Genomic DNA, 22,649 nt, shown 5'->3' on the forward strand with positions numbered 1-22,649 from the left:
GGCCCCACCGAGGAGGCTGAAACACCAGCCGGTGTTTCAGCTGGACTAAATTTGGAGATTATATGCAAAATTTTGACGTAGTAGTTATTGGTGCGGGTCCCGGCGGTTATGTGGCTGCGATCCGTTCTGCACAACTTGGTTTTAAAACAGCAGTTATCGAACGTGAATTCCTGGGTGGCGTGTGCTTGAACGTGGGTTGTATCCCGTCCAAAGCCATGATCACTGCGACTCACCTTTTGCACAAAGCTCAGCACAATTTCAAAGAAATGGGCTTGAACATCAAAGGTGGCATCGACGTGGACATGAAACAGCTTGTGAAATGGAAACAATCCGTTTCTGACAAGATGTCCGGCGGCGTGAATCAGCTTCTTAAAGGCTATGGCGTTACCATCATCAAAGGTGAGGCTGAATTCAAAACTTCCAAAGAAATCTCTGTGAAGTCTTCTGCCGGCACTGAAGCCGTGCAGGCGAAATACTTCATCGTGGCGACAGGCTCCCGTCCGATTGAAATCCCTGGTTTCAAATTCGACGAAAAAGACATCTGTTCTTCCACGGGTGCGTTGGCGTTCGACGCTATCCCTAAGCGCGTAGCGGTTATCGGTGGTGGTTACATCGGTCTTGAAATCTCTTCTTACCTGCGCAAGCTGGGCACTGAAGTGACTGTGATCGAAGCTCAAGCTTCTTTGCTTGCCGGTGTGGTTGATCCAGACTGTGCGCAGATCGTGACTCGCAAACTGACTAAAGCCGGCGTAAATGTTCTTTACGGAGCCAAAGCCAAAGGTCAGAAAAAAGTCAAAGACGGTTATGAAGTCACGGTTGAGATCAACGGCAAAGACGAAGTTGTTAAATGCGACAAGATCCTTGTGACGTGGGCCGTCGTCCAAATGGCGATCAGGCCAACTTGAAAGCGGCAGGCATTGCTGTTGACGAGCGTGGCTTCGTGAAAGTGGATGCTCAACGCCGCACGAATGTTTCCAACATCTTTGCTATCGGCGATATCTGTGGTCAGCCAATGCTGGCGCACAAGGCCTCCCATGAAGGTGTCTTGGTTGCGGAAGTGATCGCGGGTCATAACCGTGTTTACGATGCGAAAACAGTTCCAGCAGTGGTCTTCACCGATCCGGAAATCGCAGCAGCCGGCATGACTGAAGCTGAAGCAAAAGCCAAAGGCCACACAGACCTTCTGATCAGCAAGTTCCCGTTCGCAGCCAACGGCCGCGCGGTGAGCATGATGGAAACAGATGGTTTCGTGAAAATGATCGCTGATAAAAAGACCCACGTATTGTTGGGTGTTCACATCGTCGGTCCGGAAGCTTCCAACTTGATCTCTGAAGCTGTTTTAGCGATCGAAATGGGCGCACGTATCGAAGATCTGGCACTGACCATCCATCCTCACCCAACACTGGGTGAAACGATGATGGAAGCTGCGGAAGCGACTTTGGGTCACGCGATCCATATCATTCAAAAACCTTTGAAAGCATAAGCTTTCGCAAAAAGGCCGGCTGCAAAGTCGGCCTTTTTTTATTTCTCCACTCCACCCATCTGTATCAAAAAGCCGACAGTCATGAGCTTTTTTCCCAAGCAAACATTACGAGCCTTACAAATCCGTAAGCAAGTTTAAAACTGCTCCCATCCTGCCCCTATTCCGGTAGAACATCCTTAAATACGGATTAGATTATGGAAATGGAACTGGCATTAAATTCACTGACAGCAACTTATCGCTCTAACTTGGAAGAACTCGGCTGCCTTCTGAAGACGCTCGGGCATGAAGTCCGCCCCTATACACACACTCACCTGCCGCATTTTCACCAACTTTCAACAAGCAAACAATCCGCCGTCAGTGCGGCTCTGGAAGCCTATATCGGTGCCTTAAAAGCCGAATGCCAGCTTGGTGGCGACTTCAATCACGAACGCTTCGTTCTTCAGTTCCTGTTCCGCATGGGTATTGTCCCTTCAGAAGATTTGAACGACACCATCCATCGTGAAAAGTACATTCAGATCTATAACTCGGACCAGTTGCAGATCTTCCGCAGCTTAAGCTGTTATGACCGCTGCTCGTTCACCCTGGAACAACTGACAACACACCCGTGGTTTGACCTGTGGGAGCGTGATAGTTTGTTCTACTACGCCCTCTTTGGCCTGGCTTCAACGGCCTTGAAGGTGGTGAAATTCACAAAACTTCGTCTGAATTTTCCGTTCCATCGCGTGACGGAAATGAATTCTGCCAATAATTTTTCTTTTGATTATCGCATCAAATCGCTAAGTGCACTGACCCGGCAAGGCAAGCTGCAAGCGGCTTTGCTGATCGAAGACTGGAAATTTTAGCCAATCTGACACCAAAAACAGCGGCATCAATCCTGCATATTGATGGGTGACATTAATTTTTGAAGTCAAAATGACACTTTTTTCGGGGGAAAACCTATGAAGAACCTTTTCTTTGCTCTTCTTTTAACAGTCGGCTTTGCGACCGTGGCTCAGGCCGATGTTTTTGAAAGCCAACAAGATCCAGAAACTTCCTATATCCGTCCGGGACCGCGCCCTGCCCCTTACCCAGGCAATCCACGTCCGGACCCATATCCGGCTCCAAACCCACGTCCAAATCCACCGCCAGCTCCCTACCCAAATCCATACCCTCCGGGTGGCAATGCTCGTTATGAATATGTGAACTGTGAATCCTGGAACTATAACTATCAAGAGTGCTATATCGGCGCTTATGGTGTTCGTTCCATCCGTATTTACAATGTGTTCTCTTACGATGCGTGCTTGTACAACCAAACTTTCGGATTCTACAACGATCGTATTTGGGTGAACCGTGGTTGCCGTGCAACATTTGAAGTTCTGCGCGTTTACTAATTAAGATCCTCAAAGCTCGACGATAAAAAAGCCCCGCCACAAATTGTGCAGGGCTTTTTTTTATCAGAATACTTTATCTAACTCTTATCCAGGTTTTTTTCGCATTTAAATCCCACAGGCGTTTCTGCAAGGGCCTCTTGCTGGATTCTGATGTGCTATCTGCAAAAAACACCTTGGGCGTGGTCGGGCCATTCAGAATAGCGCTGACATCGGCAAAAATTGCAAAGCCACTCTGCCCCGGCTGCACTCCACTGTAAAGACCACCATAGCCTGTGATACCGTTGGAATTAAACCCTGTGAAAAGATTGGCAATAATACCGGCACTGACCGCATCTGTTCCCAAGGCATAGCCCAGAACCACCTTCGACGCTGCCAAATCCACATTCAAATACAGTTTGGAAATACGACTGTCGCTAAGTGGAATGGAATACCAGTTGTCTGTTTTAGTCCCCATAACCGGGAAGAAAGTTCCATTCGGCAACCCCCGCTCTGCCTTCAAGGAAGGGATCTGTGTTACCCGCGTGAAGTTCACCAGTAAATCCACATCCGTCATTCCCGGAGCCACAGAATTTACTTGTAACACACCCAAAATCTCCAGCGGACTGTCCGGATTATAAATAGGCAGTTGTACATTCATAATTTGAATGGAATTGGAATCCAGATGCGTCTTTAAGCCGACGAACAGATTTCCCTGCTGGGTTTGCGTGGTCAGCTCTGCACCCCTGATCACACTTTCCTGGGAACAGGCGGCCAAACTTATAACAGCAGTCAGGGCCAAACATAGATGCTTAAACGGGGCTGCAATCATCGCGAGTCTCCTTGTTGTTGCAATTGCGCATTCAGTTTCGGCAGGACTGGACTAGACTTAAGCCCCAACGGCAGAATCTTTACAAAAAGGAAACAGAGTCAGAATGTGGTTTTATGAAACCCTGTCTCAGGATAAGACTGCACCTCGGGGGGATTTAATGAAAACACTGAGCATCTTCGCCATGTTGGCTCTGTTATCCACATATTCTTTTGCAGCCGAACTAAAAACGCTGCCCGAGGTTGACGGAAATCTTTCGGGCATCACCTACAGCCCCGATAGCGACTCTTACTTTTTGATTCAAAATAATTCAGGGAATGTCTTTGAATACAAAGCGGACTTCACCAGGCCCTTGCGGGTGATTCATTTGCAAAATCTGATTGATGATGACACCGAAGACATTGCTTATCTGGGAAACAACGAATTTGCCCTAAGCACAGAATCCAACCAGGTGTTGATCCTAAAAATCCTGCCGGGCCAAACCAGCATTGATGCCCGAGAGTCCCGCGCCGAGGTTCAGCTGATGCAGCTTCCCCGTCCCGGGAAAAGCAACAAGGGACTGGAAGGGGTTTGTTATTCTAAAAAACAAAATCTTCTTTTCGCGGTTCAGGAAAAAAAGCCCAAGCGTATTTTCCAATGGCCCCGCCCGGCAACAATGGAAGATATCACAAGCCCTGATCGTCTGCGCCTGCGCGAACCTTATGATGCCGACGCCCTGCTAAAACATGTGATGAGCGATCTGTCGGCCTGTCATTATGATGATGCCAAAGACGAGCTGGTTCTGCTAAGCCACGAATCTTCCCGTGTGATGCGGGTGAATTTACAAGGTCAGGCTGTTAGCACTTTGGATCTTCCTAAAGAAGCTCCTCAGTATGAAGGGCTGACCTTTGGAAAAAATGGGGAAATGGTGCTCGTCAGTGAGCCCAATATTGTGGTGATTATAAAATAACTATTCCAGATATTTATCCTGAAGAGCTTTTAAGCGTTCCGGAGTCAGATTAAACTCTGCCGCGAAATAACGATCCATACTGCCATAGCGCTGGTGAATTTCGTGAAAAGCCGCATTCAGGAACTGCTCTCTGACGGACATCAGATAGTGCAGGGTCTCAAGGCTCTTACTGGACAGTTTTTTCTCGTTCTGGTTCAGAATCAACTCCCGGAAAGGCTGCAAGGTCTGCTCGGTGCGCAGATAGTCCTCGATAACCGTTTCTTTTTTAACTCCCAATGACATCAGCATCAAAGCCGAACCAACACCCGTGCGATCTTTCCCGACAGCGCAGTGCTGAACCAGAGCGCCACTTTGAGCAGGCTCCACCCGTTCAAAAAGACGTTTGTAGGCCTTGTTGGAAAACGGCAACTGCTGATACAGGCTTTCCATAAAATTGCTGGGAATGGCACGCAGTGATTCCTCTGCATAGAAATCATGGCCTGCCACATTCACCGCGTGAGAATCCGGATTAGCCGGGCAGCATTCATACTGCGCCCCTTTCCAAATCACATCTTTATCATGTTCGGATTCTTTGACGTCGCGGTAATCATGAATTTGCGTGATCGAAAGTTCTTCCAACTGCACGCAGTCTTCGGCTGTCAGTCGAGACAGGGAGCCCGAGCGATACAAACGATTCTTTTTCACACGACGCCCATCCGCCGCTAGGTATCCACCCATGTCCCTAAAGTTGATTCCGCCCTGCAATTTCATTCCGGCTCCTTCCGTAAAAGATCATCATAACACGAAGCGCGTTTATTTCATTTTCATTTAGGGCCTTAGCCCGGAGCTTTAATGAAAACTTGTTGAATTGATGCCTCAAAAATGGAAATTTTCCCGTCCATGAAAGCTTCTCTCGCATTTATTCTGACTCTGGCCCTAAGTTCTTCTGCTCTTGCAGCTTGGGATCTAAACGACGTGTCCTATCTGATGCCACTTCCCACTCGTGTAGGCGGCGACAATCTTATGGGCATCACGACAGCGGGACGAGGCGGGCCTCTGCTAAATCCGGCCTTCATGGGAACCATACCACCACTGACTCCGGTGATGAATGAAAATGATGTGGCTGCGTCCTTGCGTGTGATTGCTGTGCGCGTGGACCCGTGCTTCCCGCTTCCGACTCCGCAGTCCTGCCAAAAACAAATTCGTCTGGTGTGGCAGCCGATTGAGCCGGGCTTCCGTGGGCGCGTGCAAACAGTCGATGCGGCTTTGCATAGCTTCTATGTTTTGGAAGATCAGGAATTCAGCTCTTTACTGACAGATCTGGAAAGCTGGAAAAAGAATCATCAAATTCAAACCTCCGGTCTGCCATTGCAGATCCATCCGGCATGGGCCCAACAGGCGGATAAAAGCCCGGCGCTGCTGGCCTTTAATGAGATCGTGAAAAAGTATGCCGGCCTTGCCAATCTTTCCCGTGTCACTGTGATGGTGGTGCGTGGGGCAGGCGATATGTGGTCCTTCTCGGGTTTTGAGGTTCGTAACGGGCAGTTGAAGCTGATAAAGATCCCGCGTTTGGATCGCAGTGCTCAGGCCTTTGTGAATTTTGCGGTGCCCTCAGATCACTTTGAAAGGGGCATGATCTCCCCGGCTGCCAACGGGGACGATTCCTTCACCAAAGTGATTGGCAATTCGGATCGCTTGAAAGTCGGTAGTGAGGATGTTTTGCGCAAGGAACTAAAGGCCATTTATCGCATCGAAGATCCGCACAGCTTTAACCCTGAAAACATGGACTGCGCCAGTTGCCATGTCGCCCAGCCAGCCCGTGTGTGGCTGGAGCGCAACCGCACGGATCTGGGAATTGAGATGCTGGCCGGATCTTTTGCCTATAAAAATGCGGGGTACGACCTTCAGAACGTCAGCCCGGATTTGAAAAATACACAAATTATCAGGGCTTTTGGGTACTTCATGGAAAACCCGGCAATCAGCCAAAGGGTCATTCATGAGTCCGCTGAGGTGGCAGATGCAATTAATCGCTATCTGAAGGCGCGCTAGCACTTTCATTTGGTTTTCATCTTCAGTCGTTTATCATTTAGGACAACTTAGCATTCATCAGTTGTGAATGGGCCTTCTTTTGGGGTATCTCCTGCGCCATCAACCAAAAGGAGTCTTTCCCATGAAAAAGCTTATTGCCGCCGCTATCGTTTCTTTGACGGCTGTTGTCGCTTCTGCAGAAACACTGACAATCTATACAGACCGCCCGACTGCACGCGTTCAACCAATCGCCGATCAATTCAAAGCTCAAACTGGTGCTGACGTAGTTATCATTGAAAAAGCTTACGCTGACGTTTTGGCCCAAATCCAAGCTGAAGGTGAAGCTACACCTGCTGACCTTATCTTCACAAAAGATCTGGTTTTCCTTTCTGACCTGACTCAAAAAGGTTTGTTGCAGCCATTGGCTTCTGCTTCCGTAAAATCCCGCGTTGCTCCGGCAATGAAAGATCTTAACGACAACTGGATCGGTATCACTTACAGAGCTCGTACTCTGGTATATGCTCCGGACCGTGTGAATCCTTCTGAGATCTCTGACTACGCTGACCTTGCTGATGCTAAATGGGCGGGCCGCGTGTGCATGAGAACTTCCAAAGGCACTTACAATGTTGCTTTGATCGCAAGTCTTGTTCACCACAAAGGTGCAACTGCTGCGAAAGACATCATGGCGGGTATCCTGGATAACCTGGCTGTTGACGTTTACCCGAACGACACTGCAATGATGACAGCAATGGCAAACGGTATCTGCGATATCGGTATTGCTAACACTTACTACCTGGCTGGTATGTTGGATCAAAATCCAAACTTCCCAATCAAACCACTGTTCGCGAACCAAAACTCGACTGGCGCGCACGTTAACGGTTCTGGTGTTGGTATCGTGAAGTATTCCAAAAAAGCGGCTTTGGCTGAACAATTCATCTCTTTGATGCTTCAGGAAAACAACCAGCTTTGGTTGTCTGGCAGCCACATGGAATACCCAGCGGCTTTGGGTGTGACTCCAAACACTTTGATCAAAGACTGGGGCACTTTCAAAGTTGACCCAACCAACTGGACTGTGATCGGTGAATCTGTTCCAGCTGCAAAAGAAATCATCAAGGAACTTGATTACAAATAGTCATGACGAAATTCGTTTCTACACTACTAGTAATTTCCCTCTTCGGCCTGCCTTCACAGGCCGAAGACGTTTCTGAGGTCTCCGCTTCCATGTCCGAACTGGGCGCTGTGAAGGTCATTGGCAGTTCTGAAGAGGAACTGACACAACCGAACTCCGCCCATTTCTTTGGCAAAGAAAAGCTGGAACAACAACAACAGACCGACGTCACACGCGTGCTAAAACAAATTCCCGGCGTCTATGTTCAGGAAGAAGACGGCTTTGGCCTTCGCCCGAACATCGGGTTGCGCGGAACCCATCCTCACCGCAGTCGTAAAGTTGTTATTCTTGAAGACGGTATTCTGATCGGACCGGCTCCCTACTCGGCTCCGGCGGCTTATTATACTCCGTTTATGAGTAAAATTGAGTCCCTGGAAGTCTTTAAAGGGGTGGCCTCTGTTCCTTATGGTCCAAATTCCATCGGTGGCGCAATCAACTACATCACCCGCAGTCTGCCCACGCAAAACCGTGCGGAAGTTGAAGTGGCTGGTGGCAGTTACAACACGCAAAAATACCGTGGTAACCTGGGCTATGTCTGGGATCGTGGCGCCATCATGTTTGAAGGCACGCACCTGAAAACAGATGGATTTAAAAAACTCGACACAGGTCGTAATACCGGCTTTGATAAGAATGATATTTTGATCAAAGGTGAATACCGCCTTCCGGGGGACCGTCAGCAGTCTATCTCGTGGAAACTCGGTTACGCTGATGAAGCTTCTGACGAAACTTATCTGGGTCTGACCCTGGATGATTTCGCGGGCTCTCCGTTCCGTCGTTATGCGGCTTCTGAAAATGATCTGATGAAGTTCGATCATGAACAGATGCAGTTGACCTATAAAACCCAGATGACTTCCACGTGGGGTTTGTGGTCCACCGCTTATCGCAATAATTTCCATCGTGACTGGAATCGCTTTAATAACTTCCGCGATACGAACATTGATGTGAACAAAGTTCTGCGTGATCCGGAAGATAACATCAATAAAATGTACTATGACGTCATCACAGGTCAGGCGGATTCTTCCAGCATCGGTGCTGGCGCTGACATCGTGATGGCGAACAATGATCGCTATTTCCACAGTCAGGGCCTGCAACTGGGGTCATTCTCCGCTCATCAAGCCGGGGAATTCCTGCACCAAGTAAGCTTGGGACTGCGTCTGCACGAAGATCAGATTCGCCGTGATCACACCGAGAATATTTTCTCGATGACCAACGGACGTCTGGTGCGCACTGCCGATCCGGAAAAGAGCACGAATAAGATTCAAGACAGAACTCAAGCTGTCACTGTCACGGCTTCTGACGAGATTCTTTGGAATTCCTGGAAATTCACAGCTGCCGGTCGCTTTGAAAGCCTGAACTATGAATCCTACAACGGTTTGACAGATGTCACCACCGACGGCAGCCAAAGTGTCTTTGTGCCGGGCGTGGGTACTTTGTACCAATTCAATGACAACTGGTCCTGGCTGGCAGGTGTCAACCGCGGCATGAGCGCTGTCGGTCCCGGTCAGACACAAAGTAATAAAGCCGAAGAAAGTGTGAACTATGAAACCGGCGTTCGCTATTCCAATGCCGATCACGAGTTCTTTGCCGAAGCGATTGCCTTCCGTGCTGACTATAAGAACATCAAAGACACTTGTTCGTTTTCTTCCGGATGCACGGGCAATTCTTTGGATCAGGAATTTGATGGCGGCAAAGCTTTGATTCAGGGTCTTGAGGCGCGCTTTGCCCAAGGCTTCCAGTACAAGAATGTGTATCTGCCGGTCAGCCTGAATGTGACCGTGACCAAGGCAGAGTTTGCGTCGGATTCACAATCCACCAATCCCGAATGGGGTGTGGGCACGATTCATTCCGGTGATCCGCTGCCGTATGTGCCACAAGCACAATACAGCCTGAGCTTCGGAACTCAGTACCGCAAGTACACTCAGGAAGTGATCCTGTCCTGGACCGGAAAAATGTACGATCAGACGGTTGAAACCGATCGTTCCGAAATTCCGGCTTATGGAGTTGTCGATTGGACAGCGAAGTATCAATACAACAAACAGGGTAATTTCTATGCCCGTGTTGATAACATCTTCGACAATGACTATTTGGTTTCTTTGCGACCGTTTGGGGCAAGACCCGGAAAAGCACGAAGCCTTCTGGTGGGAATCAAACACACCTTCTAAACATGATCATCCACCCGTCGAGGACCCGAAGGGCTGCTTGAAGCAAGCCGCTTCGGACAGTCCTCGCGGACGCCCCTCCCTTTGGGAGGAGGCTGCTGTGGAACTCGCGTCTTGCTTCAAGCAGCCCTTCGGGCCCTCGGCGGACGACGTTCGGTTTTCTTGCGACTATTGCGCTATTTTGGGGAAGGCTTGCGAGATGAGCTTTTTTTAGGGATAAGAGCAAGGAATGGGTCTTTGTAGTGGTGCCACAGGGATGTTCGGAATCTTTCGTTGAGGCCTACTTTTAGTTTTCCTACTTGTTTTGAGAACATCAGGGTGCCGAAAAGAGCGTCCCAGATGGCTAGGCTGACTCCGAAGTTTTTGTCGTAGTGGGCTTCGTCTTTGGAATGGTGGATTTGGTGTTGGATTGGGCTGATCAGCAGTCTTTCCAGCGGGCCGAAGCCGAGTGGGATGTGGCTGTGTCTTAGGTTGGCGCCGACTAAGTTAAATAAAAAGCCGAAGCCGTTGATTCCAAGCAGGGTCCATAAAGAAAAGCTCGAGCCGAATAGGAAGATAAAAACTCCTATCGAGGTTCCAAGACTGATGCTGTTTCTGAAGATCGCGAGGACGGATTCTACCGGATGGGCTCTGTACAGGGTCACTGGCGTTAGGATGCGGGCGCTGTGGTGTAGCTTGTGGAACTCCCACAAGAATGGGATTTTGTGCATCAGCCAGTGGTGGAAAAATCTAAGGAAATCGTCCCAGACGAAAACTCCCAATGTGAAAGCCAGCAAATAAGCGTTATTTACGGGAATATTCAGGACGTCACCATCGCTGAAACGCACCAGAAAACGAATCACTATTTGGGAAATCACGAAGCTGCATTCAAACAGCGGCACGAACAGGAAGCTTTTGAAAAGAGCATTCAGGAAGTAGATCAGATAGTCCTGTTTAGTTGAATGGTTCCACCAGTATTTTTTGCGCAGAATCCAGCGGCGTAACAGTGTCCAGATCGGTATTTTTTGCTGACTTGCCAGAATGACAAGAACCACCAGAATCAGGGCCAGACTGGACAGGATATTGACGTGATAAAGCCTTGATGTGGGCTCATCAAACTGAAAGAGTAATTTTTGCAGTCTTGTCCAGTTTTCGGGCATTTCCAGCATGGGGTCTTTGTAGCATAAAATGCTGCTGAAGGACACTCGCAAGTCCCTATCCTCAGTGGGTTTTCAATTATACAGGGGGGCCTATGAAAACTTGTCATAACAAGGGGTTTTCAGGCACAAAGAGGCCTTTGGAAAGTGAGGATTTTATGAAAGCAAAATCTTTGATTTTGAAGGTGTCCCTGGCTGCAGCAGCCTGCTTGTTGATGGCGTCCTGTTCTGACTTCTTTGACACTGACAAACCCACCACTTCCCGTGGCTCCACACCGGGCAATAATTCCAACAAACCTCAAGATGGCAGCCTTCCCGGTGAATTTCAAAAACCAAATGAAGGCCCGTTCAGCGAAGAAAAAATGCTGATCAATATCGGCGTGAATGTTCTTTCCCGTTCCGCTGACAACTTTGCTGCAACAGTTCCGGTTTTGAAAAACTCTTTGCGCCAGTACTGCGAGGCTTTGTCCAACGGTTCCTCCGCACGCCGTGAAGAAACTCAAGCTCAGTTGGACTGGGAACGTGCGATGCTGGCTTTCCATGAACTGGAAGCGGCTCCGTTTGGTCCGTTGTTGGATGATGGTCGTTTCCTGAATGACTACATCTATTCCTGGCCTTATCTGAACACTTGTGACATTGACAAGAAAGCTTACGAAAACTCCAACACACCGATCAGCAGTGATCGTCTGCTGTTCAACGTTCGCGGTCTAAGTGCGATTGAATATCTTTTGTTTGAAAAATCCCTGAAAAGCACCTGCAACCTTCGCGCAAATCCTGCGATGAAGGAATGGAATGACCGTCCGGCATCCCAGAAAAAGCTGGATCGCTGCCTGTGGGCTCAGGAACTGGTAAAAGATGTTGAAGTCAAATCTGCAACATTGAAATCCCGCTGGTCCGTGGCTGAAGGAAACTTCACCAAAGCTTTGATTGACGGCTCCCGCTATAAAAGCATCAAAGAATCCATCAATGGCCTGACCGATGCCATGGCCCACATCGAAAAATTGAAAGACGCCAAACTGGGCGCACCAATGGCTCGTCACAAAGACTGCACCGAAGACAAATGCCCACGCACAGTGGAACACTTGTACTCTGGCTTGTCTCTGGGATCTGCTGAAGCTCAATTGAAAGGCTTCCGCGCGATCTTCACAGGAAGCTTTAGCAACCAACCAGCTTACGGTCTGGATGACCTTCTGGAAAAATCCGGTCGCAGTGACGTGGCAGCCAAGGTTGTAGCGGCGTTGGACAAGGCAATTGCCTCTGTTCAAGCAGCTCAGGACAAAGGCTCCTTGTTCGACCAGATCGAAGCCATGGACCCAGCCCTGTGCAAAGCCACCACGATGACAGACCGTAAAGAAGAAATCTGCGCCGTTCATGCGGACGTCCGCGAAGTGGCGTTCCTGCTAAAAACTGAAGTGCTGGCAGCTCTGGCTCTGCGCGCGCCACCAACCCACCAAGGCGACAACGACTAGGCCATAAGAATCCTAAAAAACAAAGACCAACCCATCAGTTCAAGGTTGGTCAAAAAGGTTCATATGCAAGGCGGAAGTGGGCCTTTTTCACCAACCGTCTTATTTTAGGCAGGAGTAGTAAACTTCGTAGTTTCCTTCCGGCAGCATTTGGTCAAATACCAGATTCAGACCTTCCATTTGTCTTGTGCCGTCATACACCTGACCGTCTTTCAGAACCAGAATCGACCGCATGGCATCTACAACCGGCGTGCAAGACAGAGTGATAGACTTCAATGTCTTACGCACACCTTCGGCGATCCCCTGAACCTGGGCCGCATAATCGGTGGCACACACGTCCCCGATCACACCACCAGTCAATTTGGAAATCTGCTCATAACGGAATCCTGCAGAATAACCCTCGCCCTTCAAGCAGGCCTGGTCACCAGGGCGTGCGATGATGGAATGAAAGCTCATGGCTTTCTGTGCTCCGAAGCTGTCTTGAACGAACTTGACGAAGTTTGCAGGATCATTCTTCGCACCGTTGGCGGATTCATCTTCGTCCGAGATCACGACCACTGCAAGTTGTGAATCGTTACGGATGAAGTTGGCGTTGCCACCGCTGGCGCTCAAAGATCTTTCAATCGCACGGTAAGCCGCATAGATCCCCTGTTCTGTACCACTGCCGGTTTCACTTCTTTGCAAAGTATTGCTTAAAGTGGTTCGGGCATCTGCTTCATTCATGGAAGAGGTCAGAATGTACTGACCCGGTTTGTTTGCCAGTTGTACCAGACGGCCATCCCCCAAAGTTTTATGAACCGGGTCTGTCGTCGTCACTGCGATCTGCCAATCAAGACCTTTCACCACATCCAGGAAGTTGCGCACACGGGACGCCATGCTTTTTTGTTCGTATTCCATTGATCCGGAGTTATCGATCACGAACAAAATATCAACCTTCTGATATTCGTTCACACGAACATTGTTCACCATCTGTTTGTACAGAGAGGACACTTTGAAGCTGACAGATTTTTCAGAGGCATTCCCCAGCTTATCCTTGGCGGAAACTTTCAAGGTATAATCACCACCGGCCATTTTAGGGAAAGTGATCTTATTGGTTCCTGCGGCACAGGCCTTGGAGGTTGTACCAAAAGAACATGTCACACTGGCCACACCAGCGGGTACATCATTAACGGTAAAGACAATCTCCACATCCAGACCCTCTTCAACCGGCGCAGATGGATATTTCGCAAAGATAATTTCCGGACCGGCCTGATCAATGTAGATGCTTCTTGTATAACAAGCACTGGTTCTGCCGTCATGATCGCGGAACTGTGCGCTGACCGGAACATTCTGATTGGTTTTGGAGCTGTTCAGAATACCAGTATCCACATAGTCCACCCAAGTGCCCGTCGTGCAAGTGTCACCTTCGGAAACCTTCACGTAGGCAGCCACAAATGGAGAGTAGAAATCCAGGGTCAGTTTCGTGGAACCTGTCAGCGTGGCACCCTTGTTGATGTCCAGCCCCTCTGTCACGGCAGGAGGTGGCGTGGTTGGCGTTGTGCCGCCCCCGGTGCTGCCTTCGTCCGTGTTGCCACCGGAGCTACCGCCGCCATCTTCCGGATCTGTAATAACACTGAAGTCTCCGTTATTGAGGTCTTGCTTAACCTCGGAGCCACCACCGTTATCAAGACATCCTGTCAACGCGATCATCGTCACCAAGATGCCCATCAGTCCTAGATTTTTCATAAGATCCTCTCCCTGCTCTATGTGATCCTGAATCCATTGTGACGGTATCTTTTGTGGCTTTTCAAACGAATCTCATTTTGAAATTTTTGTGACCAAACCCTTTACACACCCAAAAACATTGCTGTCTAAAGATTCCGCACTCCCCTCTGAATTGGACCTTTGAAGAGAATGAATGACATGTCCAAAGATCAGTGGCACAAAGAATTCATGGCAGATCTTATTTTTCAGGATTGGGGTCTTATCGACTACGAAGAGGCTCTGAAAAAACAAAATGAACTGGTGGAAAAAGTCCATAACGACGACCTTCCAGGGTATCTTGTTTTTTGTTCTCATCCACCGGTTGTGACTGTCGGCAGAGCCACCAAGCCCGATGATATTTTTGCCTGGAATGGCCGCATTGTCGAAGTCACCCGCGGAGGCCGCGCCACTTATCATGGCCCCAGTCAACTGGTGGTCTATCCAATTTTAAATCTGACAAAGACCCGCAAGGGACGACAGGATCGCGAGATTTCCGGCTATCTGAGAGTTCTGGAGGAAGCCATCGTGGACGTGGTTAAAAGCTACGGACTGACAGGTGTGGAAAGCCGTTCTTCGGCAAAAACAGCACAGGCACCGGGCGAAGCCGATGAAACCGGCGTCTGGGTTCTGAATAAAAAGCTGGCCTCGGTCGGCGTTGGTGTGCGCAAATGGGTCAGTTTCCACGGAGCCGCCATCAACATCACCCATGACCCAAAAGCCTTTCAGGGGCTTCACCCCTGCGGCTTCACCTCTGACACCATGGTCAGTCTGGAAGAGCTGCTAAAGCGCTCCATCCAGCTGCCAGAGTTCAAAGAAAAACTTAAAAGACGCCTTCTCGACGTCCTTTAATTCTTCAATCTTCTATTTCTTTGTTAGTTTGTGGTCGATAGACCAGCGACCTGCTCCGTGAATCACAAAGAACAAGCTGGCGAACAGATACAACAACGCCATTTCTTTTTGCCCGAATGGATCTGCTGCATGCACACCGAAGACCGCAACCGCCATGGTGAAGACCACGAACGCCGCCGCCGGACGGGTTAAAAGACCCAACATCAACAAAATGCCTCCGGCAAATTCAGCCAGCCCGGCACACCAAGCAAAGAATTCCGGCATTGGGAAACCCAAAGAAGCCACTCCGCCCACCAACATTTCTGACGGAGGCAATTTACCCAGACCGTGAGAAAATGCCATCGTCGCGCCAATAAAAACGCGCAACATAGTCAAAGCCAAATCATCATATTTTCCATTGTAATTTCTGGCGGAAAGAAGTTTTGCCATTGCTGCTTTCATAGAGGTCCCCTTCAAAGTTGTTTATTTTAAATCAGGTGCAGAAGCTCGGAATTTTCTTAAGATCGGCATGATCAGATTTTTTTTATTCATGCCGCCCTCTAAAACTGCCTCGAACAAATCCACTAAATGCGCGGTGGAGTTTGTGGAAATATCGCCGTCGTAAAAGGCCATGGACCAGCCTTCAAAAAGGCGGTCAACACTTTCCGTTTCAATCATAACCCTTACAGAGTAATTGCGATCGTCGTCGCGGATTTTGCTTAAGATATCGCGCACATTATTTTCAGCCCCTTCAAGAAGCTGAAGAAAATATCCATCCCGAAAGATCAGCAGGCCGGTAATACCCAACTGGGTGTTATTCCGGCGGGAAGCTTCAAGGATCTCACGGATGTCCGTATAACTGAGATCCTCGGCGGCCCTGCTGAAATAGACCAGATGGAAGACTCCGCTCATATACCACTGGGACCGGTGGAGGACATCATGATGACAGCATCACCCTTCACCACAACATCCCCGTTTACTTTCGCCACGTTGGTTTCAACTGTGGCGATGCCTTTTTCTTTTCTAAGACCCGTGATTTTAATGGTGATCACAATCGTGTCATCAACGAAAACCGGGTTTACGAATTTCATGTTCTGAGCCAGATAAATACCACCCTGACCGATACCATCAACAAGCGCTCTGGAGATCAGAGCGCCGACGATCATACCGTGAGCGATACGACGACCAAAACGAGTTTTCGATGCATATTCATCACTCAAATGAATTGGATTGTGGTCTCCGGATAGCTCCGCAAATTGCTGGATCATTTTATCCGTCACTTGCACAGTCACCTTTGCTTCAAATCCTACATCAATCACTTCAGCCATGAAATACTCCTAAAAAACCTACAAGATATTAGCTGCCAGTTCAGCCAGCTCAGATCTTTCACCTTTCGTCAGAGTCACATGGGCAGCAATTGGATGGCCCTTGAATCTCTCTACTGCGTAAGTCAAACCACTGTTCGCAGAATCCACGTAAGGATTATCGATCTGATAAACGTCACCCGTAAGGACAACCTTCGTCCCACGACCGGCACGCGTAACAATTGTCTTGATCTCGTGCGGAGTCAAGTTCTGTGCTTCATCGACGATCAGGTATTGCTTCGGAATGCTGCGACCGCGAATGTAAGTCAACGGCTCAATGTTCAGCATACCTTGATTGATCAATTCCTGTGCACGCCCCGCAGCTTTTTTGTCCGCACCCATCAGGAACTCCACGTTATCAAAGATAGGCTGCATCCACGGATTCAATTTCTGCTCGATGTCACCCGGAAGGTAACCGATATCGCGTCCCATTGGGAAGATCGGACGAGACACCAGCAATCTTTGGAACTGCCCTTGATCCAACGTCTTATGAAGACCCGCAGCAATCGCCATCAATGTTTTACCTGTTCCGGCTTTACCAACCAAAGACACAAACATGATTTCATCATTCAGCAGGCAGTCCAATGCGAAGGCTTGCTCGACATTTCGTGCATGAATACCCCAGATGGAATCAGCCGCCTGCATCAAAGGCACAATGGCTTTTTCCGCCAGACTGTAACGACCAATCGCTGAATGATTCGGATTCGCAGTGTCCTTCATGATCACATACTGATTGCCGTAAAGTTTTACGTCCGTGACAAAACGCTTTTCTTTGTAGAAAGCGTCGATCTGCTCCGGAGACACCATGATCTCCTGATAGCCTTCGTACAAATCATCACGGTTGATATCGTTGGCATCGTAGTCGTTGGCAATAACACCGTAAACATCGGCCTTGATACGCAGGTTGATGTCTTTGGTGATCAGTTCCACTTTGTAGCGCGGATGCTGCTTCTGCAAAGCCAAAGCTGTGTTCAAAATACGGTTGTCCGCCTTTTGATGATCCAGCTCTGACGGCATACCTGCCAGCATCAGATCCGTGTTGATGTAAACCATCGTTTCAGAGTTGTCGATCTGAACACCGCTGGCCAATGAACCCTTGGAGCGCAAAACGTCGATAAAGCGGCTGAACTGACGGGCATTACGTCCGTTTTCACCCTGATCTCTTTTGAACTTGTCCACTTCCTCGATAACAGAGATTGGGATATGAACATCAGCCTCTCCAAATCTCAAGATCGCCTGAGAGTCGAAAAGGATTACGTTCGTATCGACCACAATTTTTCTGCGTTTTGCTTTACTCAATGGACACCCTCCGTAGTTATAGTCCATGTGATCTGCCTTCAGACTGCAGATACTCCACAGCTAAATTGCAACAAATCACCGGACCAAAGTCCACGGAAAAGCATTACTAAGCAGGCAGTCAAAATCACTCTGCCTGAAAAAAGAAAAGGGCGAGGGATTTAAGTCCCTCGCCCCGCTTTCAGATTTTTTTAAGAAATGTGAGAAACCAGTACGTCACCCGTATCGGTTTTCAGACTGGCGCTGACGTTTTCGATGAACTTCACGAAATGATGAAGTGCAACATCATTCATTGTACCTTTCACGAAGCCGGCGCCATGACGAACGATGCCTTCGTCTTCGATAGCACGGCTGTTGGACACAACAATCGTGAACGGGAAATACGTCGAATGATTCAGGTACACACGCATTGCCACTTCATCACCCGGAGCAAAGCCACCATCCGCCAGCTCCAAGTCAAAGGCCATCCCGTTTTCAGAGATGTCATACAAAGCGGCCTTCAAAAGACCCCTTTCAGGCAATACGACAAAGGCACCCACAAATTCAGTTAAAATGGTTCTTTTTACATCACGGCGATCGCGGCTCAGAATCTCTTGTCGAGCCTCCGTGATATCCAGCACCTCCGTGCGAACCTCATTTTCCTTATTTTCCAAAGAATTTTGAGATCTTAGACGTGGCGTGATATCGAGAATTTTCCCCATTTGTCCCCCTGTGACCTAATTCTTATCGGCAGAATGTGTTTCAACTTTAGCCGTCTTGCCCTTAGGTCTAGTTTCGGCTTAAAATGAGACACATGGCGGTTGTCAGGGCAGTTCTATGCAGTTTTATGTTCCATTTGCTGGTGATCATCGGCCTGATCTGGCTTGCGCCCAAATTGCAGCTGCCCGAGCCTGAGGTCATCGAAGTCACGCTTTCCCCGGAACAGGAAATCATGCAGGCTCTAAAACCCAAGGACCGCAGCGTGGTTCGTCAGGCACTGGTGCCGGAAAAAGTGAAGCTTCCGGAAGACGACACCTTGGCCCGTTTTCTTTCTGAAAAAAATCAGCGCGTGAAAGAGGAAACTCAAGCCGCCAAAACCGGCATGACGCAAAATCGCAGCAATCGTGACAGCAGCATGCAGCAGCAGGACCCGAGGCAGGCTCCGCAAATGGCGGAACAAAAGCGCGAGCAAATCAAACCTGAAGACACCGACAAAGACGGCTATCGCAACGTTGATATCAGCAAAGAACTGGCCGAGATGAAGCGTTTCAACGATGGCTATTCATCTGTCGGCGAATCACTTCCCACAGATGTCAAAGTCGGGTCCTTCACCGCCTTGAACACAGACCGCTATCTGTTCTATACTTTCTACGCCCGCGTGGAGGAACTGATTCGTTTTCGCTGGGAAACCCGCGTGCAACAGGCCATCGACAGCTTTGATCGCATTGACCGCATCAATGCCGGGAACCGCAACTGGGTGACACAGGCAGAATTTATTCTGGATAAGAGTGGCAACTTAAGATCCGCTTTGATTATGAAAAGTTCTGGGATTAAAAACTTTGATATGGCGGCGATCAACGCCTTCAAGGAAGCCCGCATCTTCCCCAACCCTCCTCAGGAAATGGTCAAGGAAGACGGATTTATTCATTTGGTGTTTTCATTCACCGTTCGTTACAACCCACCCGCGCTGGTGAATCGCAACTAAGGCTTGTCGGTCATACCGACCCTGCCCACCATCGGAAGCTTCAGCGCCGGCCGCCAGAAGTCGATTCCAAAATTCAAGCCCAGCAAGTTCAACTCAATACCCTCGTGCAGCCCCACGGTTAATCCAAACATTCCAAGCAGAGAAAACTGCACCCCCGTGCCTGATTCACTCCAACCCACCACATCGGCTTCATTGATCCAGTCTTTGCCAATTGCATTGGGTGGAAGCTCCACCGTCAGTTCCGGCACGTTGCGGATGATATGGGAAATAAACGTATTGCTGTTCGGTCCGGGATACGCACGATAGGTGCCTTTGTAAGCATAATTGCGCGCCAGTTCGTCGATTTTGGGGATGGCCGCCTCGGCCTTTTCGCCGCGCAAGTCCTCGATCAGTTCCGGCCGGGCTCCAAACCAGTGACGGTCGGGAATGTCATTTTCGATCCGCACGGATTCCAAGCCCCGGTTCACCCGCCAGCCGATCACATGATAGGTGGTATATTCAGAGGCATCTTTGGCTTTGGTGGCAATCCAGGAATGCACAGAAAAATATCCGCGCCAACTGACTGTGCGGGCGGCATACACCTGCACGACAGCTTGTTTTTCTTCACGAGGGTCCGGAGCCAGATGCGCACTTTCACGAGTTGCCGTCCGCCAGTCCTGGGCCCATGTTTGCGAAACCCACATAAACAATGAAAGAAAAATACCGAAAGTTTTCATCGCCCCATTATGGATGATTTTCTTTTTCTTGCGGCAAAAAAATGCTGAGCCCGCCTCAGCACATCAGGATTTTTTAGGAATAAAACGCAAAGAGGCCGAGTTGATACAATAGCGCAGACCCGTAGGGCCAGGACCATCATCAAAGACATGCCCCAGATGAGAGTTGGAATCCTTGGCGCGCACTTCAATTCGCGTCATCCCATGGGAATAATCGGACAATTCCAGCACCGCATTCTTATCAATCGGACGCGTGAAGCTTGGCCACCCAGTTCCCGAATCAAATTTATCCTGACTGGAAAACAAAGGTGTGCCCGAAATCGCATCCACGTAAATACCCTCTTCATGGTGATTCCAAAAGGCATTCTGAAAAGGTCGTTCCGTGCCGTTTTGGACCATGATTTGATATTGTTCAGGAGTCAGAAGTTTTCGCAGTTCCGCCTCGTCAGAAGGCAAACCGCACTTTAAAGTCTTTTTATCCATACTTTGGTTTTACCCGGTCCAGCTGCTTTAGTCCAGAGTGTGAATGAGCCCATGTCGTTCGCCAAGCAACCTTGCTAAGATCTAAGGATATGAAGAAGCTTTTATCTCTGACCCTCCTGGCCGTTTTGACTTGGACCTCTGTACCTGCTTATGCCCTTTTCACTGAACTGGGACTATCTTACGGAAGAAAAACCACCACGTTCGACCAAGACAACTCGTTTGATTCTGAATCCATCACCGGCTCACTGTCCCTTTACTTTTTAGAGCGCATGGCTTTGGAGCTAAGCTATACCGATGCCAAAGGTGTGCGTGAGGAAAAAGCCAGCCCCAGTGACGCCCGTCGTACCACCACACAGAAATCACAAATTCTTGGAGCCGATCTGATTCTGACCTTCGCAGATCGCAAAGCGCTTTTCCAACCCTACATCAAGGGTGGTGGCGCCCAGATCAGCCGTTTCCAACAAATTAAAATCGAAGGACAAGACACCTACACCATCGAACCTGAAAGCGTCACCGTCCCCAGCTACGGAGTCGGTTTGAAAATTCAGGTCACTGAATCCCTGGGCATCAAGCTGAGCTATGATGTCTGGAAAACCCCCATCGGTGGCGGCCTGCAAACGGATGACAGCTCCGTGCGCGCGGGTGTGACTTGGGCCCTGTAAGATATCTTATCCCTCTGACCCTGCTGGCCGTTGCCGCTTTTAACAGTGGCTGCCAAATGGGTTACCTGATGAAATCAGGCTATGGACAAATGAAGCTTCTGGGCAGCCGGATTCCGGTGAATGAAGCTCTGGAAGACCCGAATCTGGATGAAGCCAAAAAGCAAAAACTGCGTCTGGCGCAGGAGGCTCGTCTGTTCGCCGAACAGAATTTGCATCTGGCCTCCTCAAAAAACTACACATCTTACGTGGAACTGGACCGCCCTTACGTCACCTATGTCGTCAGTGCCGCCCCCAAGTGGGAACTGAAGCACTATCAGTGGTCGTATCCATTTATGGGAAAAATGCCATACAAGGGATACTTCCACGAAGCCGACGCGGTTGAGGAGGAAAAGTCCCTGCAAAAAGAGGATCTCGACACCTACATGCGCGGCGTTTCCGCCTACAGCACGCTGGGATGGTTCAATGATCCCATCTTAAGTTCCATGCTTCGTTATGACGACTATGATCTGGTGAACACAATCATTCATGAAACCGTGCACGCCACACTGTACATCAAGCATGCCGCGGATTTTAACGAGCGTTTGGCCACTTTTCTGGGTAACAAAGGTGCCGAACTGTTCTATCTGAAAAAAGAGGGCGCTGATTCTCCGACCTTGAAACAGATTCAACTGGAAAATCAGGACAACAAAGTTTTTTCGACCTTTATTTCCGCAGAGCTCAAATTGCTAGAGCAATGGTACAAGGATCTTCCCGCCAGTGAGCGCAGTGAGGAAAAACGCAGCGAGCGCATCCGTGACATTCAAAAAAAGTTCGCAGCAGAAGTTGTTCCGACTCTAAAGACAGACAACTACAAAAAGTTCAGTGAAGCCAAGCTCAACAATGCCCGCCTTCTGGTTTACAAAACATATATGCAGGATCTGGGTGACTTTGAATCCCTGTACAACCTGGTGGGACAAAACTACTCTAAATTCATCGATAGCTGCCGCGGGTTGGAAAAAGCCCATGATCCAGCGGCATCGCTCAAAGAGATGATATCTAAAAAACAACAGTAGGTTGCCAGCACCGGTTTTCCTTCCGGTGCATCCTAAATACACGTAATCACTGATTAAGGAACATCCACTCCGCCCGTCGATTCTGTTAAAAATCAAACAAACTAACGTTTCCATAATCGCCCTAACCCGTTTGTACTACTCCTTTCGGTCAAAAATTCTTTACATCTGGTAAGTTTCCTATAGCGAAACGTGAGGAATGAGACTAAAACCCAACCACTTTTAAAAAACCTGTCAGGAAACATTAGTACGTACACAGCACCTGACGGCCCACAAAAAACCGG

Annotated in this window: 22 protein-coding genes and 1 pseudogene; 12 read left to right on the forward strand and 11 right to left on the reverse strand. The window is 49.0% G+C overall.

Features of this window, described 5'->3' with window-relative positions; translation table 11 throughout:
• The first annotated feature begins 62 nt into the window (after positions 1–62).
• The 3 genes and pseudogenes from lpdA (at position 63) to EZJ49_RS00440 (ending at position 2,853) form a co-directional block, all read left to right on the forward strand.
• Positions 63–1,483 (forward strand): annotated as a pseudogene (gene lpdA / locus EZJ49_RS16395) (dihydrolipoyl dehydrogenase).
• Positions 1,484–1,677: 194 nt separating this feature from the next.
• Positions 1,678–2,325: a hypothetical protein gene (locus EZJ49_RS00435; RefSeq protein WP_262553414.1), complete on the forward strand. Its 648-nt coding sequence runs from the start codon at positions 1,678–1,680 to the stop codon at positions 2,323–2,325.
• A gap of 96 nt (positions 2,326–2,421) precedes the next feature.
• Positions 2,422–2,853 carry a DUF3011 domain-containing protein gene (locus EZJ49_RS00440; protein ID WP_262553415.1) on the forward strand — a complete coding sequence of 144 codons (432 nt, stop codon included), beginning with the start codon at positions 2,422–2,424 and terminating at the stop codon, positions 2,851–2,853.
• 73 nt (positions 2,854–2,926) lie between these two features.
• On the opposite strand, the gene EZJ49_RS00445 is transcribed toward EZJ49_RS00440, so the two are convergent.
• Positions 2,927–3,583: a hypothetical protein gene (locus EZJ49_RS00445; protein ID WP_262553416.1), complete on the reverse strand. Its 657-nt coding sequence runs from the start codon at positions 3,581–3,583 to the stop codon at positions 2,927–2,929.
• A 235-nt stretch (positions 3,584–3,818) separates the two neighbouring features.
• Here EZJ49_RS00445 and EZJ49_RS00450 point away from each other — a divergent pair, with 235 nt between their 5' ends.
• Positions 3,819–4,607 (forward strand): SdiA-regulated domain-containing protein, encoded by a 789-nt coding sequence (locus EZJ49_RS00450; protein ID WP_262553417.1) that lies wholly within the window; start codon positions 3,819–3,821, stop codon positions 4,605–4,607.
• Here the strand turns inward: EZJ49_RS00450 and EZJ49_RS00455 are convergent, their stop codons facing one another.
• The gene (locus tag EZJ49_RS00455) at positions 4,608–5,357 is read right to left on the reverse strand and encodes a tyrosine-protein phosphatase (RefSeq protein WP_262553418.1); all 750 of its coding nucleotides are present in this window, start codon (positions 5,355–5,357) and stop codon (positions 4,608–4,610) included.
• Between the two features lie 129 nt (positions 5,358–5,486).
• Here EZJ49_RS00455 and EZJ49_RS00460 point away from each other — a divergent pair, with 129 nt between their 5' ends.
• The 3 genes from EZJ49_RS00460 to EZJ49_RS00470 all read left to right on the forward strand — a co-directional run bounded on the left by EZJ49_RS00460 (position 5,487) and on the right by EZJ49_RS00470 (position 9,944).
• Positions 5,487–6,635, forward strand: a complete 1,149-nt coding sequence (locus tag EZJ49_RS00460; protein WP_262553419.1) for a hypothetical protein — start codon at positions 5,487–5,489, stop codon at positions 6,633–6,635.
• 121 nt (positions 6,636–6,756) lie between these two features.
• On the forward strand, positions 6,757–7,746 hold the full coding sequence (locus EZJ49_RS00465) for an extracellular solute-binding protein (RefSeq protein ID WP_262553420.1): 990 nt from the start codon (positions 6,757–6,759) through the stop codon (positions 7,744–7,746).
• Between the two features lie 89 nt (positions 7,747–7,835).
• Positions 7,836–9,944: a TonB-dependent receptor family protein gene (locus EZJ49_RS00470; protein WP_262553421.1), complete on the forward strand. Its 2,109-nt coding sequence runs from the start codon at positions 7,836–7,838 to the stop codon at positions 9,942–9,944.
• Positions 9,945–10,117: 173 nt separating this feature from the next.
• Here the strand turns inward: EZJ49_RS00470 and EZJ49_RS00475 are convergent, their stop codons facing one another.
• Positions 10,118–11,089 (reverse strand): sterol desaturase family protein, encoded by a 972-nt coding sequence (locus EZJ49_RS00475; RefSeq protein ID WP_262553422.1) that lies wholly within the window; start codon positions 11,087–11,089, stop codon positions 10,118–10,120.
• 146 nt (positions 11,090–11,235) lie between these two features.
• On the opposite strand from EZJ49_RS00475, the gene EZJ49_RS00480 reads away from it, so the two are divergent.
• Entirely contained in the window at positions 11,236–12,546 is a 1,311-nt protein-coding gene (locus EZJ49_RS00480) for an imelysin family protein (RefSeq protein ID WP_262553423.1), read from the forward strand.
• Between the two features lie 99 nt (positions 12,547–12,645).
• On the opposite strand, the gene EZJ49_RS00485 is transcribed toward EZJ49_RS00480, so the two are convergent.
• Positions 12,646–14,268 (reverse strand): hypothetical protein, encoded by a 1,623-nt coding sequence (locus EZJ49_RS00485; RefSeq protein ID WP_262553424.1) that lies wholly within the window; start codon positions 14,266–14,268, stop codon positions 12,646–12,648.
• A gap of 177 nt (positions 14,269–14,445) precedes the next feature.
• Between EZJ49_RS00485 and lipB the strand changes: the two genes are divergently transcribed.
• Positions 14,446–15,135 (forward strand): lipoyl(octanoyl) transferase LipB, encoded by a 690-nt coding sequence (lipB, locus tag EZJ49_RS00490; protein ID WP_262553425.1) that lies wholly within the window; start codon positions 14,446–14,448, stop codon positions 15,133–15,135.
• Between the two features lie 12 nt (positions 15,136–15,147).
• Here the strand turns inward: lipB and EZJ49_RS00495 are convergent, their stop codons facing one another.
• The 5 genes from EZJ49_RS00495 to EZJ49_RS00515 form a co-directional block, all read right to left on the reverse strand.
• Complete coding sequence (locus EZJ49_RS00495) at positions 15,148–15,576, reverse strand: DoxX family protein (RefSeq protein ID WP_262553426.1); 429 nt, start codon at positions 15,574–15,576, stop codon at positions 15,148–15,150.
• Between the two features lie 21 nt (positions 15,577–15,597).
• Positions 15,598–16,026, reverse strand: a complete 429-nt coding sequence (locus tag EZJ49_RS00500) for a BLUF domain-containing protein (protein WP_262553427.1) — start codon at positions 16,024–16,026, stop codon at positions 15,598–15,600.
• Complete coding sequence (locus EZJ49_RS00505) at positions 16,023–16,442, reverse strand: MaoC family dehydratase (protein ID WP_262553428.1); 420 nt, start codon at positions 16,440–16,442, stop codon at positions 16,023–16,025. The genes EZJ49_RS00500 and EZJ49_RS00505 overlap by 4 nt, the downstream gene beginning before the upstream one ends.
• An 18-nt stretch (positions 16,443–16,460) precedes the next feature.
• Entirely contained in the window at positions 16,461–17,804 is a 1,344-nt protein-coding gene (locus EZJ49_RS00510) for a PhoH family protein (protein ID WP_410468742.1), read from the reverse strand.
• Positions 17,805–17,965: 161 nt separating this feature from the next.
• Entirely contained in the window at positions 17,966–18,475 is a 510-nt protein-coding gene (locus tag EZJ49_RS00515; protein WP_262553430.1) for a PilZ domain-containing protein, read from the reverse strand.
• Positions 18,476–18,567: 92 nt separating this feature from the next.
• Here EZJ49_RS00515 and EZJ49_RS00520 point away from each other — a divergent pair, with 92 nt between their 5' ends.
• Complete coding sequence (locus EZJ49_RS00520; RefSeq protein WP_262553431.1) at positions 18,568–19,458, forward strand: energy transducer TonB; 891 nt, start codon at positions 18,568–18,570, stop codon at positions 19,456–19,458.
• On the opposite strand, the gene EZJ49_RS00525 is transcribed toward EZJ49_RS00520, so the two are convergent.
• Together EZJ49_RS00525 and msrB are read right to left on the reverse strand one after the other, a co-directional pair.
• A complete protein-coding gene (locus EZJ49_RS00525) occupies positions 19,455–20,174 on the reverse strand; it encodes a DUF3750 domain-containing protein (RefSeq protein WP_262553432.1) in 720 nt (239 codons plus the stop codon). The genes EZJ49_RS00520 and EZJ49_RS00525 overlap by 4 nt on opposite strands.
• Positions 20,175–20,237: 63 nt before the next feature.
• Positions 20,238–20,654: a peptide-methionine (R)-S-oxide reductase MsrB gene (gene msrB, locus EZJ49_RS00530; protein ID WP_262553433.1), complete on the reverse strand. Its 417-nt coding sequence runs from the start codon at positions 20,652–20,654 to the stop codon at positions 20,238–20,240.
• A gap of 89 nt (positions 20,655–20,743) precedes the next feature.
• Between msrB and EZJ49_RS00535 the strand changes: the two genes are divergently transcribed.
• A complete protein-coding gene (locus EZJ49_RS00535; RefSeq protein ID WP_262553434.1) occupies positions 20,744–21,316 on the forward strand; it encodes a porin family protein in 573 nt (190 codons plus the stop codon).
• Positions 21,304–22,368, forward strand: coding sequence for an aminopeptidase (locus tag EZJ49_RS00540; RefSeq protein WP_262553435.1), 1,065 nt, complete (start codon positions 21,304–21,306; stop codon positions 22,366–22,368). The genes EZJ49_RS00535 and EZJ49_RS00540 overlap by 13 nt, the downstream gene beginning before the upstream one ends.
• The last annotated feature ends 281 nt before the right edge of the window (positions 22,369–22,649 follow it).

The sequence above is a fragment of the Bdellovibrio bacteriovorus genome, assembly GCF_025558485.1.
GTDB lineage: Bacteria > Bdellovibrionota > Bdellovibrionia > Bdellovibrionales > Bdellovibrionaceae > Bdellovibrio > Bdellovibrio bacteriovorus_G.

Coding starts and splice junctions, on each gene's coding strand:
- EZJ49_RS00435 (WP_262553414.1), top strand. CDS start 1,678: ATGGAAATGGAACTGGCATTAAATTCACTGACAGCAACTTATCGCTCT.
- EZJ49_RS00440 (WP_262553415.1), top strand. CDS start 2,422: ATGAAGAACCTTTTCTTTGCTCTTCTTTTAACAGTCGGCTTTGCGACC.
- EZJ49_RS00450 (WP_262553417.1), top strand. CDS start 3,819: ATGAAAACACTGAGCATCTTCGCCATGTTGGCTCTGTTATCCACATAT.
- EZJ49_RS00455 (WP_262553418.1), bottom strand. CDS start 5,357: ATGAAATTGCAGGGCGGAATCAACTTTAGGGACATGGGTGGATACCTA.
- EZJ49_RS00460 (WP_262553419.1), top strand. CDS start 5,487: ATGAAAGCTTCTCTCGCATTTATTCTGACTCTGGCCCTAAGTTCTTCT.
- EZJ49_RS00465 (WP_262553420.1), top strand. CDS start 6,757: ATGAAAAAGCTTATTGCCGCCGCTATCGTTTCTTTGACGGCTGTTGTC.
- EZJ49_RS00470 (WP_262553421.1), top strand. CDS start 7,836: ATGTCCGAACTGGGCGCTGTGAAGGTCATTGGCAGTTCTGAAGAGGAA.
- EZJ49_RS00475 (WP_262553422.1), bottom strand. CDS start 11,089: ATGCTGGAAATGCCCGAAAACTGGACAAGACTGCAAAAATTACTCTTT.
- EZJ49_RS00480 (WP_262553423.1), top strand. CDS start 11,236: ATGAAAGCAAAATCTTTGATTTTGAAGGTGTCCCTGGCTGCAGCAGCC.
- EZJ49_RS00485 (WP_262553424.1), bottom strand. CDS start 14,268: ATGAAAAATCTAGGACTGATGGGCATCTTGGTGACGATGATCGCGTTG.
- lipB (WP_262553425.1), top strand. CDS start 14,446: ATGTCCAAAGATCAGTGGCACAAAGAATTCATGGCAGATCTTATTTTT.
- EZJ49_RS00495 (WP_262553426.1), bottom strand. CDS start 15,576: ATGAAAGCAGCAATGGCAAAACTTCTTTCCGCCAGAAATTACAATGGA.
- EZJ49_RS00500 (WP_262553427.1), bottom strand. CDS start 16,026: ATGAGCGGAGTCTTCCATCTGGTCTATTTCAGCAGGGCCGCCGAGGAT.
- EZJ49_RS00505 (WP_262553428.1), bottom strand. CDS start 16,442: ATGGCTGAAGTGATTGATGTAGGATTTGAAGCAAAGGTGACTGTGCAA.
- EZJ49_RS00510 (WP_410468742.1), bottom strand. CDS start 17,804: ATGGACTATAACTACGGAGGGTGTCCATTGAGTAAAGCAAAACGCAGA.
- EZJ49_RS00515 (WP_262553430.1), bottom strand. CDS start 18,475: ATGGGGAAAATTCTCGATATCACGCCACGTCTAAGATCTCAAAATTCT.
- EZJ49_RS00520 (WP_262553431.1), top strand. CDS start 18,568: ATGGCGGTTGTCAGGGCAGTTCTATGCAGTTTTATGTTCCATTTGCTG.
- EZJ49_RS00525 (WP_262553432.1), bottom strand. CDS start 20,174: ATGAAAACTTTCGGTATTTTTCTTTCATTGTTTATGTGGGTTTCGCAA.
- msrB (WP_262553433.1), bottom strand. CDS start 20,654: ATGGATAAAAAGACTTTAAAGTGCGGTTTGCCTTCTGACGAGGCGGAA.
- EZJ49_RS00535 (WP_262553434.1), top strand. CDS start 20,744: ATGAAGAAGCTTTTATCTCTGACCCTCCTGGCCGTTTTGACTTGGACC.